Below are 16,042 nucleotides of genomic sequence, written 5' to 3'. Positions count from 1 at the left end.
GTATGCCGTTCGTCGGCTGGGATTGGGCGAGCAAGACTCACGACGTGACTGTCATCGACGACCGCGGTCACGTCCTGGACCGCTGGGCGTTCAGCCACACCGAGCAGGCGTGGACCTCGACGCTGGCCCGTTTGGCGCGTCATGGAGATCCCACCGACCTGCCGGTGATCATCGAGCGGACCGGTGGGCTGATCGTCGACCGGTTGCTGGCCGCCGGACATCCGGTGGTTCCAGTGCACCCGAACGCATTTCATGCCGCGCGACCCCGATGGGGAGCCTCGGGCGCCAAATCCGATCCCGGCGACAGCTACAAACTCGCCGACTACCTGCGCACAGACGGACACCGGCTGCGCCAACTCGACCCGGTCGATGCCGGCTTGCGCGAGCTGCAGGCACTGATCCGACTCCGAGACGATCAAGTCCAGGCCCGCACCACCGCGATCAACCAGCTCGCAGCCCTGCTCGACACCTACTGGCCAGGCCCCAAAGACCTGTTCCGCTCGCTGGCCTCACCCATCGCTTTGGCCTTCCTCACCGATTACCCCACGCCCCATTCGGCTGCCCGGCTCGGCGAGGCCCGCATGGCCGCATTCTTACGCCGGCACTCCTACCGCGGCGGCAAACCCGCCTCACAGCTGCTGGCCCGGTTACGCGCCGCCGCCGTTCCGGCTGCCCAACTGCCCACCGACACTCTGGCGATGATGATCGGAACCCAAGTGCGGCTCTTGCGCGGCATCCAAGCCGCCATCGCAGAACTGGAAGCCCTGATCAAACATCGCGTCGATCAGCACCCCCGAGCCAGACTGCTGGCCGAGCTGCCCGGCGTGGGCACGATCAACCTGGCCCAGTTGCTCGCCGAGGTCGGTCCGATCCTCGACCGCGTTGACACCATCGACCAAGCCGGCGCCGAATGCGGCGTCACCCCGGTCACCAAGGCCTCTGGCAAGACCAGTGGCGTCTATTTCCGCTGGGCAGCTAACACCCGGGCCCGCAAAGCCATCACCGCTTTCGCCCACAACGCCCGAATGCAATCACCCTGGGCCGCGCAGCTTTACACAAACGCCCGTGCACGCGGCAAACGCAATCCTCACGCCACCCGCATCGTTGCCCGCGCCTGGCTCCGCGTCATCTGGGCCTGCTGGCACCACGGCACCCCCTACAACCCAAGCAACCATCACGCCGCACAACGACTTACAGCATGAGGACTTGACTCAAGGGACTCAAACGCTACCTCGCCCGCGAGATCTATCAGCTCATCACGACAAACACCCCACTGCCCACCACTTGACATCCATAGGAGCATCCATGCCCACGCCACGGAACTGGCCGTTCATCGCCACCAAGGAACACCGCCGGTTCGTCGAGTTCGCCGACGTCGTCAAACGCGAGCAGACCATCGGAATCTGTTACGGCCCAGCAGGAATCGGCAAAACCCTCTCCGCCACGCACTATGCGCGATGGGACACCGCCGAACCCCTGCTGCGGACCTGGGGCCCGCGCGCCGAATCCGACCACGACGTCTATGCCGCACTCGACGACGCCCGCACCGTGCTCTACACCCCGATTGTTGCCGCGCCCGTGCGGCAACTACGCGACGACCTCAAGCTCCGGCACAGCCGGGTCAACATCTGCATCGACCAGCACGACCACAGCCGACGCGACAGCAGGATCGGTGACAACGTCGAACTGGTCGTCATCGACGAATCCGAACGCCTGTCGGCCACCGCCATCGAACTGCTGCGCGACCAGTACGACCGCGGCCACCACGGCCTGCTGTTCATCGGGATGCCCGGCATCGAGAAGACCTTCTCCCGCTACCCGCAGCTCTACAGCCGCGTTGGCTTCGCCCACCACTACCGGCCCCTGACCGGCGAAGAACTCACCTTCGTCCTGACCCGCCACTGGCACAAACTCGGCCTCGAACTCGACGCCGACGACTTCACCGACGCCCAAGCCGTCGAGATCAACGAACTCCACACCATCACCGCCGACGTCGTCGAAACCGCCCGCAGCACCCTCGTCATCGGCGCCACCTGACCCTACGAAAACACCGCCACCCATCGCTGCGAGTCAAACGCTCGCAGTCCGCAGGTCGTGTTCGGGTTCGGCGAACGATCGTTTTCCGAACACCTCGGCTTGGGTCGCCGCGTCCGCACCTCGGGCAAAGAACCTATGTCGAGCGCGGTTCGAGCACCCCCCAATTCCTTTGCCTTGACACCCCTTCCACCCCACCCCAATATGAAACAACTGCATTTCATATGGGGTCCGGCGAAATCCGGGCCCCGCTCGGGGAGGAAACCTTGATCAACCGACTGGCACCCCTGACCGCGATCGCCGCAGGCGCACTGTTCTTCCCCGCACTCCTTGCGCCCCCGGCATCGGCGGCAATCGGCGATTTCACCGCCGAGACCCAGGTTGGCGCCCCCGAGATAGGCAACCTCGTCCCCTGCACCACCACGGGGAAAGATTGCCTGGTCGGCGCCTGGTTGGTAGGTGAGGACCAGCACACCCCCGCATCACTGACCCTCAACGGCCGCCTGGTCGCGAGGACCGACAACGGCAGCATCTGGCTGACATACAACTGGACGCCCACCACCACGGGCACCTACACCTTCACCGCGACCCAGGGCGCATCGACCAAAACCATCACCGTCGACATCACGAAGGTCGGCGACACCGGATCCTCGAATCTGTTCCCCACAGGCTCGGCCAGCTGACAAAACGCGGCCCGCGCCTCCATCGACCGGACCACATGGGCCGTATCGGCCTCATCATCAATAGGCCACGATCGGGCACCGACCGGTTGAGAAGGCCGACCTGTTGGTATGCGCTGTATGTCAGCGCAGTGCACGCGAAATCCGCCGGATGTTTTGAAATGGAAATAATTAACTCTCCGGCGGTGGGCCGAGATGTTCGGCCGCACGCTCGATCGAAGGGTTTCCCGCATGCGAACTCTCATTGCGGCAGTTGGCATTGCCATGGCATTGACCATCGGAGCCGGACAGGCGGTGGCCGCGCCGCTCCCCGTCCACGACGCTCCAGCCGCCCCGGTCGCAGAGACCGGCTCTTCCAGCGGGTCGGCCGGGGCCCTGAACTTCATCGCAGCTCTCCTGCTGTGCCTCCTCCCACCATCTCCCGGTTGCACCACAGGAGGAGGTGATATCTCGTAGCGCCGCTGCGCTAGGCCATCGTTTTCCGAACGCGATCGAAGGCCTGGATCACTGCGGCGGAACGAATCCGTCCGGCCATTGTGTGGTTTTGGTACATCGTGCTTTGGTCAGGTTTGCGCCGATCAGGTACGCGTTGGGCTGCTTGGTTGTCGATGCGTTGCTGGGGATGTCGCGGTTGCGGTGGTTGTCGACTGGCCCGGTGGAGGCCTCGGCGAGCGCGGTGAAGGCGGAGGTCGAGAAGCTGGGATTCCTGCGCGGTCTCGGTGCCGACCGCCTTGGCATGTTGGTGCTGCCCCGGGACCTGGTTACCTATCCGCCGAGCGCGAGCCGGGGCAGTGACTGGGACCGCCTCACCTCTGTCGCTGCCACAGCGCCAACGTCGCGCCGCCGGGTTCGTCGATCACGACCACCGACCCTGGCGGAAGGTCGATGCGGGGCTTGACGATTCGGGCGCCAACATATGACGACGGCCTGGACGGGTAGCACGCGGTCAGCGCGGGCCCGGCTGGTCGGGCTCGGTTACATCGATGAACAGGGGGCGTAGGGAGTGGATCACGTCGTCGACCGGGTCGATCGACCCATCGACGCGACTGAGCACCACTGCGCCTTCGATCGCTGCCACCGCTAGGTTCGACAAGCGTCGGGCTCTGGCCGGTGCCGCGCCGTGGTCGCGCAGCACCGACTCCAAGGCGGTGCGCCAGGCTGTGAAGGCCCGGCCGGCTGCGTCGACCACACCCGGTGTGCGGTCGGCGGATTCGATGGCGGCCGCCAATATGGGGCAGCCCGAACGGAATTCGCCGGAGATCAGGGTTTCGCGCCAGGCGCCGGCGAAAGAATCGAAGACCTCGACCAGGCTGCGTTCGCCGGCATCGCCGAGGATTCGGTCGATACCGCCTCCGGCGATATCGACCGCCTCCTGGATGAGTTGGTCACGTCCGCCAGGGAAGTGGTGGTACAGCGAGCCGCGTGGTGCGCCGCTGTGGGCGAGGATCTCATCGAGACTGGTGCCCGACGCACCGGCGCGGCGGATCAGGGCGATGGCGCTGGTCAGCATGCGTTCGCGCGCATCGGAACGGCGTGGGCTCATCGCTGCCGTCCGGTCAGGGTCCGGCGGGGATCGAGCTGTGCGGAGATGCCGCGCGCGGGAAAGCCGAGCCCCGACCTCCACCAGCGGCCCCAACCCCGGGGTCGCAACGCGATCGCGGCGAAGAGAGGCAGAGGATCCAGGTAGGTCACCCGGCCGCGCACCAGACCGTCCTCGAACCAGAAGCGGTCGCAGGCATCCCACGTCAACGGCCTGCCACCGACGGTCCCGGTGAGCCGCACCTCGATGTACACGCCACCGTCGAACACATTGGCCGCGAGGACCTCTCCACGCATGTCCGGAGCCAACGCGTAGACCCGCGCGAAGAAGTCGAGCAGCCCCGCCGGCCCCACCGCCGGTGGAGTTCCCGGCTGCACCGCAACGTAATCCGGATGCGTCACCAGGGCCAGGTCGGCCACCGCATCGAAACGACCGGCGGCGAAGGCCGCGGTGAACAGCTCTACCCAGTGCCCCGGGTCGCGCACCCGTTCAGGAAAGGGACGATGGTCGACAGGTGTGGATTTCACGAGAACCCCTCCAGCCCAACGTATTATGCTATATGGCATAATATATAGCACATGGGCTGAAGAGGTCAACCGTCCACCCCACGCCGAGCGATGGCCGCAACAGCCGGAACGTCGTTGTTCGGCCGTCTCTCTAAGTGAGGTTGCGTCGACGAACCAGGTGCCCCATGGCGATCTCGGTCCGTTCCACATCCACCTGGCGCGCGATGTAATCGACTGCGGCATCAGGGATTTCAGCCCGCCCGCGCGGAAACCGGCCCCGCTCGGTATAGGTCCTTGCGATGGGCCCGAGGCGTGTCGTCGAGCCGGATCTTCTGCACGAGGTCGAGATCACCGACCGCAATTCATTTCTGGTACTGCTCGCCTTCCTCGGCCGCCTACCCGATCCGGCTGACCAGGCTCGAGTCCTCCTCCGCGCCTGCACTTCATGGACGGCCCAGCCAGCTACTTCTATGCCGACGGCAAGCCCCTGCGCGTTGCCGATATGACCGACCGATTCCGCAAGGGCATGCTCACCCTCGCTGCGGCAACCAGCCGCGCGGACCGCGCCTGGTTGGAGTCCACGATCGCAGAACTCGTACCCGATCGGGGCTCTACAGGCCCAGCTTGGTGACGGCGTTGTCTTCCAAAGGATTTGCCGTGCGGATGTAGCCGTGGACGGTGCGGGGGTTGGACCAGCGGCCCTGGCGCATGATCTCGCGGTCGCTGGCGCCGCCGAGGGCGGCCTGGGTGGCGAAGCCGGCGCGCAGGGAGTGCCCGGAGAAGAGGGTGGGGTCGAGGCCGGCGCGGGCGGCGTAGCGCTTGACGAGTTCGGCGACCGCGCGGCCGGACATGGCGGTGGTGGCGATGCCGCCGTGGCGTGAAATGGCCGGGAACAGCGGCAGATTCGGGTCGGTCAGGGTGGTGCCGGTGAAGCCGTGGCAGCGGTGGATGCGGGGGTCGGGCGGTGGGGTGGCGTCGAGCCAGGCGCGCAGGTCGGTGGCGGCGTGCGCCTCGCGCAGGCGGGTCCAGTCGGCGAAGGCGCAGACGGGGCAGGTGTGCGGGCGCTGGCCGCGGGGCAGGGCGACGCGTTGTTCGTTGACACCGGTGGCGTCGGTCTTGGTGGCGGGCAGCTGGATCAGCAGCAGCGGCTCGCCGGTGGTGTGGTCGGTGGTGACAGCGACATCGGCGACCCGCAGCGCGGCGATCTCACTGCGGCGCAGCGCCCCCGCGAATCCGACCAGCAACAGCAGGGTGTCGCGGCGGCGGGCCGGTTCGGTGGGCCACTGCGCGGCCGGCAACTCGTTCAGCAGCTGATCGAGGGTGTGCAGCAGCACCGGCCGCTTCCGCTTGGGACGGGTGCGCCGGGTGCGGCGGATGCCGCGCAGGGTCAGCCGCACCACGTCGGCGCGGGTGGGGGAGGGCAATCCGTTGGCGGCGTGCACGGCGGCCAGCGCCGCGGCCTTGCGCTCCAAAGTGGCGGCGCTGAAGGCCCATTCGCCGTTCTCCCGCCGTGCGTCCGCCGCCGCGGCCAGATACACCGCCACATCCAGGGCGTCCGCCGGTAGTGCCTGCCGCGTTTCCGCCGCGCACCAGGCCGCCCACGCGATCCAGTCGGTCCGGTACGCGCGCAAGGTATTCGCCGACTGCGACGCCTCGAGATACCGCCGCAGCGATCCGGCCTGCACCTCGTCGAAGCGATCGCGCACCAGCCGCAGCGCCGCCGCGTCCACCAGCACACTGCGTACCCCGCGCCGCAATTCGCCGCGCACCTCGTCGGGCACCGCGATCACCGCGGCCTGTTCCACCGGCTCGGTGACCTCCGTCGGATCTGGCATGTCCCCGACCCTAGATTGAATATGTGCTCCCGTTGCAGCAGACCCCGATTCACGTGTCCGACGACATCCTCGACGACCTCCGGCAGCGCCTGACCCGGAGCCGCTGGTTCGACGACGACGGCAATGCCGACGGCCACTACGGCGTGCCAACCGCCTACCTGCGCGACCTGGTCGACCACTGGCGTACCGACTTCGATTGGCGTGCACAGGAAAAGGCCATGAACGCCTACGAGCACTACCGCGTCGAGGTGGACGGCGTCCCGATCCACTTCCTGCGTAAACCCGGCGTCGGCGACAACCCGATCCCGCTCATCCTCACCCACGGCTGGCCCTGGACCTTCTGGCACTGGTCCAAAGTGATCGACCCGCTGGCCGATCCGGCGGCGCACGGCGGTGATCCCGCCGACGGGTTCGAGGTCATCGTTCCCTCACTACCCGGTTTCGGCTTCTCCACCCCGATCCCGTCGCGCCCGGATCTGAACTTCTGGAAGATCGCCGACCTCTGGCACACCCTCATGACCGATGTGCTGGGCCATCGCACCTACGCCGCCGCCGGATGCGATGTCGGCGCCCTGGTCACCGGCCAGCTCGGCCACAAATACGCCGACGCCCTCTACGCGATCCATATCGGCTCCGGTCAGCGCCTGGACATGTTCAACGGCGAACGCGCCTGGGACGTCACCGGCGGCCGCCCGATTCCCGAGGGCCTGCCCGGCGACGTGCACGCGCGAATCATCGAGCTGGAGAAGCGATTCGCGGTTCACCTGTCCGCCCAGATGCTCGCCCCCGCCACCCTGGCGCACGGCCTGTCGGATTCACCCGCGGGCATGCTGGCCTGGATCCTGGAGCGCTGGATGCGCTGGAGCGACCACCGCGGCGGCGACTTCGAATCCGTGTTCAGCAAAGACGAGGTATTGACCCACGCGACCATCTACTGGGCCACCAACTGCATCGGCAGCTCGATGCGCCTCTACGCCAACCACAATCGCTACCCCTGGACCCCGTCCCACGACCGCTGGCCCGTGATCGAGGCCCCCACCGGCCTCACCTTCGTCGCCCACGAGAACCCGCCCGGCGTCACCACTGCCCAACGCGCCCAGCAGTTCCGCGACAGCGACCGCGGCGCCTGGTACCACCTCGTGAATGTGACCGCCCACGATCACGGTGGCCACTTCATCCCCTGGGAGGTCCCGTCCGAATGGACCGACGACCTCCGCCGCACCTTCCGCGACCTCCGCTAGCCTTCCGCCACCGCTGTGATGGGGCTTGCGGGGAGGTCGCTCGCAAGCCCCACGGAACGCCGGCGGAAATCGTGTCAGGGGTCTTGCCGCGATCGGGCGAAACGCGACATTCTCACGCTGCGGCCGTGCGGGTCAGCACGACGACGGGAATCTCCCACTCCACCTTTGCTTGGAAATCGGCCATGAACGGCGTCATCTCGAGCTGCCGGTCCCACAGCCGCGCCCGCTCGTCCCCACTCGCGACCACGGCGGTGACCGGCCAGGTCTCGGTGCCCACCTCGACTGTCCCGGCCGGTTTTGCCACCAGGTTGTGATACCAGCCCGGCCGGTGCGGCCGGCCGCCATTGGCGGCGAAGACCACCAGGCGGTCGCCGTCGCGCAGATAGGCCAGCGGCCAGGTACGGTCCTGCCCGGTGCGGGCCCCGGTGGTGGTCAGCAACAGGAGATCACGCACGGCGAACTGCCCGCCGACCTGTCCGCCCCCGGCCCGGAATTGCTCGATCACTTCTTCGTGCAGTCGCTGACGCGCAATGTCGGTCATGGTCGGCATCAACTGTGTTGCCGCCGTGGGTATTCCGCTCCCGGCGGCGAATCCGCCTCAGTGCTGCAACCGCCATTCCGCATCCGGTTTCGGAAGCGGCCAGGTCCACCCGCTCTTCATCCGCAGCTCCAGTAGCTGCTGTCGGCGACCACACGACTGCCCGGTGTCACCGTCGCCCTCGACGCAGTTGCGGTGGATCCACATCATGGCTTCCACCGTGCCCGAGAGGCGCATGGCGTCATGCTCGGGCATACGATGATGCTCGAGTACCGACGGCGTGTCCGACATGGCCCAATCATCCCTCAGCCCGGCCGTGCTGTCGTCCAGTCCGCGCGTCTTCGCCTCTCGTGAGAGGAGTTGGTCATGTGTCGTCTGTTCGGACTCTCGGCCGCGCCGCAGCGGGTGCACGCCACCTTCTGGTTGCTGGAGGCGCCCGACAGCCTGTCCCAGCAAAGTCACCGCGAACCCGACGGCGTCGGCCTGGGCACCTTCACCGCCGCGGGTGCGCCGCTGGTGGAGAAGCAGCCGATCGCCGCCTACGAGGATCGGCTCTTCGCGCAGGAGGCCCGCGAATGCGAATCCGAAACCTTCGTCGCGCATGTCCGCTTCGCGTCCACGGGCGGGCTGAACACGCGCAATACCCATCCGTTCGAGCAGCACGGGCGCCTGTTCGCGCACAACGGGGTGCTGCAGGGACTCGACGAGCTCGATCACGAACTCGGTGACTATCGCCGACTCGTCCACGGCGACACCGACTCCGAGCGCTTCTTCGCCCTGATCACCGCCCGGATCGACCATCATGCGGGCGATGTCACCGCGGGCATCACCGACGCGGTCGGCTGGATCGCCGACCGGCTGCCGCTCTACGCGCTCAACCTGATTCTCACCACCGCGACCGAGCTGTGGGCCCTGCGCTATCCCGACACCCACGACCTGTATGTCCTCGAGCGCGCCGCCGGTGGCGCACAGGGCGATCGGCGGCTCGACCACGCGAGCCATAGTCGTAGGGGCATTCGCACCAGCAGTGGCGCGCTGACCGACTATCCTGCTGTCGTCATCGCCAGCGAACGCATGGACGACGACCCCGGATGGCGGCTCCTCGCCTCCGGCGAACTGCTCCACGTCAACGGGCGTCTGGACGTGCGGTCCAGCATCATTCGGGATTCCCCACCCCGCCACCTGCTTTCGCTCGCCGACCTCGACGAGACCGCCGCCGCCTCCCAGACCGCGCACTGACGATCACCGCTGCGGCATGGTCCGCTCGGTCACTCGGGTCGCGAGGCCCGGGCGAGATCGACAGTGGCCGTACGCAAGTCGGCGATGCTGTCGATCGGCGCGAGATAGCCGATGCGGGTGACCGCGATGCCACGCGGGGTGGTGACCCGCAGGTCGAGGCCGAAGCGGTCGGCGCGTTCGCAGACCGCGGCGGTCGCGTCCGGATAGCCGCCGCGGGCGTGGGCCATGTCCAGCAACGCGCCCGCGTGATCGCCATTGAGGTGTGCGATGGCGCGGGCCGCGCCCGGGATGATCGGATCGGCCTGGGCGGCCGCGTATTCGTCGGCGGTCGCGGAATCCATGCGACCGTACCCGCCGACCCAGCGGGCCCGCTGCACACGCAGCACCCACACCGTGAAATCGCTGAAGTCGATGTAGGTCTTGGCCGCCGGGACCGCGGCCAGGTGGGCCTCGCGGGCCGCTACCGCCTCCTCGCCCTGCGGGCGTTCCGCGACACCGGCGAGCGTCAATCGCGTTCCGGCCAGCGGGTCCTCCGGCAAATCCGGGGTCACGATGGACAGGCTGGCGCGCGGATCGGCGGCCAGGTTGCGGCCATGCTCGGCCATCCGGGACACGCACAGGACCGGTTGTCCCGCAAGCAGTCCATACGTGACGAAACTGGCCCAGGGACCGCCGTCGGCCGACAAGGTCGCCAGGGTGGCCGTATTCGTCGCCGCGGCAACGGTTCTGGCCTCATCCGCCGCGGACGGCCGGGTGGTGTTCGCGATGGGGGTCAGCGGCGGGGGAGTCGAGGGCGCGTCGCCCGGGTCGCCGTGGTCGAGAGCCATGCGTCACAGGCTACCCGCGCGGCCGAACAGGACCGATCAGTCGGGAAGGATTGGCACCGACAGCCCTTCGCCCTTCCGCAGCAGGGCCGCACGCGTGACGGTGCCCGCGCCGAAGCGATCGCGCAGTGCGTCCAGGGTCGAATCGAGAGTGGATTCCGAACGCGGCTCGAACGGCAGCGACAGCTGCATGGTGTCGGCGTCGTCCAGATTGGTGAGGGACAGGCCGATGAGAGTGAGGCCGCCGCGCTCCCGGATCAGCGGCATGGTCGCGGCCAGCAGAGTGCGGGCCGCCCGCAGAACGGTCTCGCCGCTGTCGGTCGCCTCGGCCAGCGTGTGCGAGCGGGTGGCGCGCGTGAAATCGTCGAAACGCATGCGCAGCACCACCGTTCGGCACACCCGCCGGGCTTTGCGCAGCCGGTGCCCGAGCCGGTCGGCCAGTCCGTGCAGGTACGCCTCGAGTTCCTCGTCGCTGCGATGGCGGCGGCCCAGTGCCCGCTGCGCGCCGATGGAGCGCCGGCGCCGCCCGGTATCCACCCGGCGCGGGTCCCGCGCCCACGACAGGGCGTGCAGATGCCTGCCCGTGGCCGGTCCGAGCACCGCCGCGAGCGGCCCCTCGCCCAGGTCCGCGAGTTGCCCGACCTTGGTGATGCCGCGTTCGCGCAGCTCTCGCGCGGTCACCTCGCCCACACCCCACAGGCGTTCCACCGGCAGTGGATGCAGGAATTCCAGCTCCCGGTCGGGCGGAACCTCCAGCAGCCCATCGGGTTTGGATACCGCGCTGGCCACCTTGGCCAGGAACTTCGTGCGCGCCACCCCGACCGAGATGGGCAGTCCGACCTCCGCGCGCACCCGCGCCCGCAGCCCGCGCGCGATATCGACCGGAGTGCCGGCGATCCGCCACAGTCCGGCCACATCGAGAAACGCCTCGTCGATGGAGATGCCCTCCACCTCGGGCGTGGTATCGCGAAAGATCTCGAAGACCGCCTTGCTGGCCTCCGAATACGCCGACATCCGCGGCGGCACCACGATCGCAGTGGGGCACAAGCTCAGTGCCTGACGCACATTCATGGGCGTCCGGACCCCGAACGCCTTCGCCTCGTAACTGGCGGCCAGCACGACCCCGCCGCCGACGAGCACCGGCCGCCCCCGCAGCCGCGGGCTGTCGCGCTGCTCCACCGACGCATAGAAGGAGTCCAGGTCGGCATGCAGAATCGCCGCCCGCTCGGGGCGCGCGCTCATCCTCGTGATCGAACCGGACACGAACATATGTTCGCATACCCGATGGTCTGTTGTCCGCGTGTCCCGCTCACCCGACCGATTCGCGCCGAACGGCTGAGGCGTAGCTTCAAGGCGCGGCAACACTTCGGGCAACACGGATCGAAGAATGGAGTCGACATGTGCACCCAGCCGAAACCAGCGACCCCGGACACCGCCCGCGTGCATCGTGAAGCGGCCGCGCGCTACGACCTGGCGAACGTGCAGGACTACTCGGATGTGCGACGCGGCCTGATCGCCGAACTGCCGGGCAATGTCGTCGCCGGTGACGGTTCGGTCATCTTCGACCCGCACGCCCTGGACTGGATCGAAGAGGGTGCGCCTGCGCCCGACACGGTCGATCCGAGCCTGTGGCGGCAGAGTCAGCTCATCAAACTGGGCGGCCTGTATCAGGTGTCCGATCGGATCTACCAGGTCCGCAACAACGACATGGCCAACCTGACCGTCATCGAGGGCGACGACGGATTGATCGTGGTCGACTGCATGTTCGGGGTGGAGTCGGCGAAGCAGGGCATGGACCTGATCCGCGCGCACGTCTCCGACAAACCGGTCGCGGCCGTCATCTACACCCACACGCACGTCGACCACTACGGCGGCGTGAAAGGCGTGATCGATCCCGCGGACGTGGCATCGGGGAAGGTTCCGATCATCGCCCCGGGCACGATCAAGTCGTTCGACAAGTTCGCCATCGGTGAGAACGTCATCGCCGGAAATGCCATGTCGCGCCGCAGTTTCTACGCCTTCGGCGGACTGCTGGACCTGAACGCCACTGGACACATCACCTGCGGCATCGGCATCGTCTCCACCAAAGGCGCGACCGTCTCCTACATTTCGCCCACCGACTCGATCACCGAGACCGGCACGCGGCGCGAGATCGCCGGACTGGAATTCGAATTCCTCTACGCCCCCGACACCGAGGCGCCCGAGGAACTGCACATCTGGATTCCGGAGCTGAAGGCGCTGACCTGCGCGGAGAACGCGAACCATGCGCTGCACAACATTCAGACCCTGCGCGGCGCACGCACCCGCGACGCCCGCAATTTCGCCCGCTACCTCGACGAGTCACTGGAACGGTGGGGCGACGATGCCGTGGTGCACTACGGACCGCACACGTGGCCGGTGTGGGGCAACGACCAGGTGTGTGCCCTGATGGAATCACAGCGCGACACCTACAAGTACATCCACGACCAAGCGCTGCGGCTGGCCAACAAGGGATACACCCCATTGGAGGCGGCCGAGATCATCGAACTGCCCGACGAATTGGGCCGCACCTGGGCCAATCGCGGCTACCACGGCACCGTCCATCACAATGTGCGCGCGGTGTTCACCAAGGAGCTCGGCATGTGGGACGGCGATCCGGTGTCGCTGCACCCGCACACGCCGGTCGACTCCGCCACCCGCTTCGTCGAATTCGCTGGAGCCGACGCGATTCTCGCCGAGGGCCGGCGCGCGTACGAGGCCGGCGACTATCGGTGGGCGACCGAGATCCTGCACAAACTGGTCTTCGCCGATCCGGGCAATACCGCGGCGCGGGAATTGCAGGCCGACGCCTACGAACAGATGGGGTATCAGGCCGAGGGCCCACAGTGGCGGGGTGTCTTCCTCAGCGCCGCAAAGGAATTACGTGCGGGTGTGCAGCCGCCGCCCTATACGACGGCCAGCCCGGACTCGATTCTGGCCATGCCGATCGACATCCTCTTCGACTTCGTCGCGGTCCACGTCATCGGCGAGCAGGCCACCGGCGCGAACATCAGCATCAATCTCGATTTCACCGATTCGGGACAGCAGTGGACGATGTGGGTGCGCCGCGGCGTTCTCAACGCCCGCCAGGGGCGCGCCGACGATGCCCGGGTGACGGTGTCGGGTCCGAAGGCGGCGCTCGTCGGGGTGCTGCTGACCCCGGGAGGCGCCGGGGAACTTGCCCGCTCGGGCGCCATCACCCTCGACGGCGATGTCACCGCACTCGGCGAACTCGCCACACTGCTGGACGATTTCGAGCCGACATTCCCGATCGTCACCCCCTGATCGGGCGATACTCGGCTACCGGCGATCCTCGCGGACCGTGCCCGCGAGGATGGTGGTGAGGCCGGCGGTGAATCTGCGGTCGCGTTCGCCGGTCATGATGGAGATGGTGTCGCCGGTGGGGTTCGGGCGGGGGGCGTCGGCGGTGAGGGCCGAGACCAGTGGCTGCCATTCGCCGGACCGCTCGAGTTCCAGGTAGGCCTGTTCCTCGATGACGAAACCGGTTGTGTAGGAACGCAGGACCGATTGCAGGTCACCGGGTTCGAAGGGCGGTACGACGATGCCCTGTAGGAGTGTCATGAGGGTGCCCGACAGTTTCATCGTGGCCGCGAAGGGGGAGTAGGAGCCCGCGACGATGCGGCCGCCGTCACGGAATCGGAGCATCGCGGCGCGCATGCGCTCGCAGCAGGCGATGACCTGGGCGCGGGTCGGGGCGCCGAGGTCGATATCGGAGAGGTCGATGGTGGCGTAGACGGCATCGGACATGGCGCGCTGGAGATCTCGGCGATCCTTCAGATGCTTGTACAGCGCGCCGGGAGTCACCTCGGCGGCCGCTGCCAGTCGCCGCATGGTGAGCGCGTCCAATCCGTTCGCCGACACGTACTCGTGGGCGATTTCTACCAGCCGATCCCGGCTCAATCCACGTTTGACCATCGGCCCAGAGCCTAGCGGCGGCCTGGGCGGCCGGGTTTGTGTGGTTGACGACACGGATCACCTCCCTTAGCCTTCGTGTGGTGAACAATGTTTACCACACTGGTGTCGTCATCGCCGGAGCCGGTCCGACCGGGCTGATGCTCGCCTGCGAATTGCGGCTCGCGGGAATCGAAGTGGTCCTGCTCGACGTCCTCACCGCGCGCACCGGGCAGTCGCGGGCGGGCGGCATCAATGCCCGGACCATGGAGATCCTCGATCAGCGCGGGCTGATGGAGCGAGTGCGGCCGCACGGCTATGTGTTCCGGGGCCGGGGTCCGGGGCACTTCGCCGGGCTGCCCATCGAGTTCGGCGATCTGGCCACCCGGTATCCGACCGGGCTGGTCATCACCCAGGCCGACCTCGAGACCCAACTCGACCGGTATGCAACCGAATTGGGTGCACCCGTGCAGTGGGACTCACCGGTTGTCGACCTCGAACAGGACTCCGATGGTGTCGAGATCCGGGTCGGTGGTGCACACGGCCGCCGCATCCGGGCCGCATATCTGGTCGGCTGCGACGGTGGCCGCAGCGCGGTCCGCAAACTGGCCGGGATCGAGTTCGCCGGGACCGACGCGACCATGGTCGGCATGATCGCCGACGCCGAACTGGCGGACCCGTCGCCCGGCTGGATCCTGACCGAGCGTCGCGGACCGGGTGATTTCTCGGTACTTCCGTTGCAGCCCGGCTGGTTCCGGCTCATGGTCAACCGGCACGACCGCGTCATCGACCACGCGGCTCAACCCTCCTTCGAGGACTTCCGGGCATCCTTCCGCGAGGTGGCCGGCACCGACTACGGAATGCACAGTCCCCGTTGGGTGTCGCAGTTCGGCGACGCGGCCCGCCTGGCCGAACGCTACCGTTCGAACCGCGTACTGCTGGCGGGCGATGCCGCGCACATCCATTTCCCCGCCGGCGGCCAGGGATTGAACACCGGGGTGCAGGATGCCGCCAATCTGGGTTGGAAGCTGGCCGCCGTTCTGCACGGCCGCGCGCCCGAGGCCTTGCTCGACACCTACGAATCCGAACGCCGACCCGTCGCCGCGCGCGTCCTGCAGAACACCCGCGCCCAGACCGCGCTCATGCGCCCCGGGCCGCACACCGAGGCGCTGCGCGAAACGCTCGCCGGACTCTTCGATATCGACGAGGTCCGAAACCGCCTCGGCGGCATGCTCTTCGCCCTGGACATCCGCTACGACGTCGGCGACGGCCACCCGCTGTCCGGCTATCGCGTCCCCGACGTCGGCCTCACGCTGCCCACCGGCGGTACGCGCGTCCACGAACTGCTCCGCGGCGGCCGCCCGGTCCTGCTGTCCCTGAACGGAACCCGCCCGCGGATCGGCGACTGGCAGGGTCACATCGACGTCGTCCACGCCCAATGCGATGCGGGCCGGTGGTCGGTACCCGGCCTCGGCGACATCCCCGCGCCGACAGCAGTGCTGGTCCGGCCGGACGGCTATGTGGCATGGGCCGCGGATGAACCCTGCGACACAGGTCTTTTCGAAGCGCTCAGCGCCTGGGTCGGTCCGAGTGCTGCTGCGCACCGGGCCTGACAGGCGCGGCGCGCGTTCACGAGGTTCTCCACAGCCGGCCCGGAAAGACCTCGGCGGCGTCC

Annotated in this window: 16 protein-coding genes; 8 read left to right on the top strand and 8 right to left on the bottom strand. The window is 67.8% G+C overall.

The annotated features are described in order from the left end of the window. Window positions 1-2: 2 nt before the first annotated feature. From ACFXIV_RS16655 to ACFXIV_RS16645, 3 genes are all read left to right on the top strand, one after another. Entirely contained in the window at window positions 3-1,202 is a 1,200-nt protein-coding gene (locus ACFXIV_RS16655; RefSeq protein ID WP_379421284.1) for an IS110 family transposase, read from the top strand. 103 nt (window positions 1,203-1,305) lie between these two features. Further along, the gene (locus ACFXIV_RS16650; protein WP_379397157.1) at window positions 1,306-2,037 is read left to right on the top strand and encodes an AAA family ATPase; all 732 of its coding nucleotides are present in this window, start codon (window positions 1,306-1,308) and stop codon (window positions 2,035-2,037) included. A 263-nt stretch (window positions 2,038-2,300) separates the two neighbouring features. Next, entirely contained in the window at window positions 2,301-2,717 is a 417-nt protein-coding gene (locus ACFXIV_RS16645; protein ID WP_379397156.1) for a hypothetical protein, read from the top strand. 943 nt (window positions 2,718-3,660) lie between these two features. On the opposite strand, the gene ACFXIV_RS16640 is transcribed toward ACFXIV_RS16645, so the two are convergent. Together ACFXIV_RS16640 and ACFXIV_RS16635 are read right to left on the bottom strand one after the other, a co-directional pair. After that, window positions 3,661-4,257, bottom strand: coding sequence for a TetR/AcrR family transcriptional regulator (locus ACFXIV_RS16640; RefSeq protein WP_379397154.1), 597 nt, complete (start codon window positions 4,255-4,257; stop codon window positions 3,661-3,663). Further along, a complete protein-coding gene (locus ACFXIV_RS16635) occupies window positions 4,254-4,781 on the bottom strand; it encodes a nuclear transport factor 2 family protein (RefSeq protein WP_379397152.1) in 528 nt (175 codons plus the stop codon). The genes ACFXIV_RS16640 and ACFXIV_RS16635 overlap by 4 nt, the downstream gene beginning before the upstream one ends. A 424-nt stretch (window positions 4,782-5,205) precedes the next feature. Here ACFXIV_RS16635 and ACFXIV_RS16630 point away from each other — a divergent pair, with 424 nt between their 5' ends. Beyond that, window positions 5,206-5,391, top strand: a complete 186-nt coding sequence (locus ACFXIV_RS16630; protein ID WP_379397150.1) for a hypothetical protein — start codon at window positions 5,206-5,208, stop codon at window positions 5,389-5,391. Here the strand turns inward: ACFXIV_RS16630 and ACFXIV_RS16625 are convergent. Then, window positions 5,372-6,595, bottom strand: coding sequence for a site-specific integrase (locus ACFXIV_RS16625; RefSeq protein WP_379397148.1), 1,224 nt, complete (start codon window positions 6,593-6,595; stop codon window positions 5,372-5,374). The genes ACFXIV_RS16630 and ACFXIV_RS16625 overlap by 20 nt on opposite strands. 23 nt (window positions 6,596-6,618) lie before the next feature. Here ACFXIV_RS16625 and ACFXIV_RS16620 point away from each other — a divergent pair, with 23 nt between their 5' ends. Further along, window positions 6,619-7,836: an epoxide hydrolase family protein gene (locus ACFXIV_RS16620; RefSeq protein ID WP_379397146.1), complete on the top strand. Its 1,218-nt coding sequence runs from the start codon at window positions 6,619-6,621 to the stop codon at window positions 7,834-7,836. 112 nt (window positions 7,837-7,948) lie between these two features. Here the strand turns inward: ACFXIV_RS16620 and ACFXIV_RS16615 are convergent, their stop codons facing one another. Both ACFXIV_RS16615 and ACFXIV_RS16610 read right to left on the bottom strand, forming a co-directional pair. Next, on the bottom strand, window positions 7,949-8,377 hold the full coding sequence (locus ACFXIV_RS16615) for a nitroreductase family deazaflavin-dependent oxidoreductase (protein WP_379397144.1): 429 nt from the start codon (window positions 8,375-8,377) through the stop codon (window positions 7,949-7,951). Window positions 8,378-8,434: 57 nt separating this feature from the next. Beyond that, window positions 8,435-8,629 (bottom strand): hypothetical protein, encoded by a 195-nt coding sequence (locus ACFXIV_RS16610; RefSeq protein ID WP_379397142.1) that lies wholly within the window; start codon window positions 8,627-8,629, stop codon window positions 8,435-8,437. A 111-nt stretch (window positions 8,630-8,740) separates the two neighbouring features. Between ACFXIV_RS16610 and ACFXIV_RS16605 the strand changes: the two genes are divergently transcribed. Next, window positions 8,741-9,613 carry a class II glutamine amidotransferase gene (locus tag ACFXIV_RS16605; protein ID WP_379397140.1) on the top strand — a complete coding sequence of 291 codons (873 nt, stop codon included), beginning with the start codon at window positions 8,741-8,743 and terminating at the stop codon, window positions 9,611-9,613. A gap of 29 nt (window positions 9,614-9,642) precedes the next feature. On the opposite strand, the gene ACFXIV_RS16600 is transcribed toward ACFXIV_RS16605, so the two are convergent. Together ACFXIV_RS16600 and dinB are read right to left on the bottom strand one after the other, a co-directional pair. After that, on the bottom strand, window positions 9,643-10,440 hold the full coding sequence (locus tag ACFXIV_RS16600) for a HugZ family protein (protein WP_379397138.1): 798 nt from the start codon (window positions 10,438-10,440) through the stop codon (window positions 9,643-9,645). Between the two features lie 36 nt (window positions 10,441-10,476). Next, the gene (gene dinB / locus ACFXIV_RS16595; RefSeq protein WP_379397136.1) at window positions 10,477-11,706 is read right to left on the bottom strand and encodes a DNA polymerase IV; all 1,230 of its coding nucleotides are present in this window, start codon (window positions 11,704-11,706) and stop codon (window positions 10,477-10,479) included. 129 nt (window positions 11,707-11,835) lie between these two features. On the opposite strand from dinB, the gene ACFXIV_RS16590 reads away from it, so the two are divergent. Continuing rightward, window positions 11,836-13,740, top strand: a complete 1,905-nt coding sequence (locus ACFXIV_RS16590) for an alkyl/aryl-sulfatase (protein WP_379397134.1) — start codon at window positions 11,836-11,838, stop codon at window positions 13,738-13,740. A 15-nt stretch (window positions 13,741-13,755) separates the two neighbouring features. On the opposite strand, the gene ACFXIV_RS16585 is transcribed toward ACFXIV_RS16590, so the two are convergent. Then, entirely contained in the window at window positions 13,756-14,391 is a 636-nt protein-coding gene (locus ACFXIV_RS16585) for a TetR/AcrR family transcriptional regulator (protein ID WP_379397132.1), read from the bottom strand. 80 nt (window positions 14,392-14,471) lie between these two features. Between ACFXIV_RS16585 and ACFXIV_RS16580 the strand changes: the two genes are divergently transcribed. Beyond that, on the top strand, window positions 14,472-15,980 hold the full coding sequence (locus ACFXIV_RS16580) for an FAD-dependent monooxygenase (protein ID WP_379397130.1): 1,509 nt from the start codon (window positions 14,472-14,474) through the stop codon (window positions 15,978-15,980). The last annotated feature ends 62 nt before the right edge of the window (window positions 15,981-16,042 follow it).

It is taken from the genome of Nocardia sp. NPDC059236 (assembly GCF_042754085.1).
Lineage (GTDB): Bacteria > Actinomycetota > Actinomycetes > Mycobacteriales > Mycobacteriaceae > Nocardia.
The sequence above is the reverse complement of the archived record's forward strand: the minus strand, read 5'-3'. Positions and strand labels throughout refer to the sequence as shown.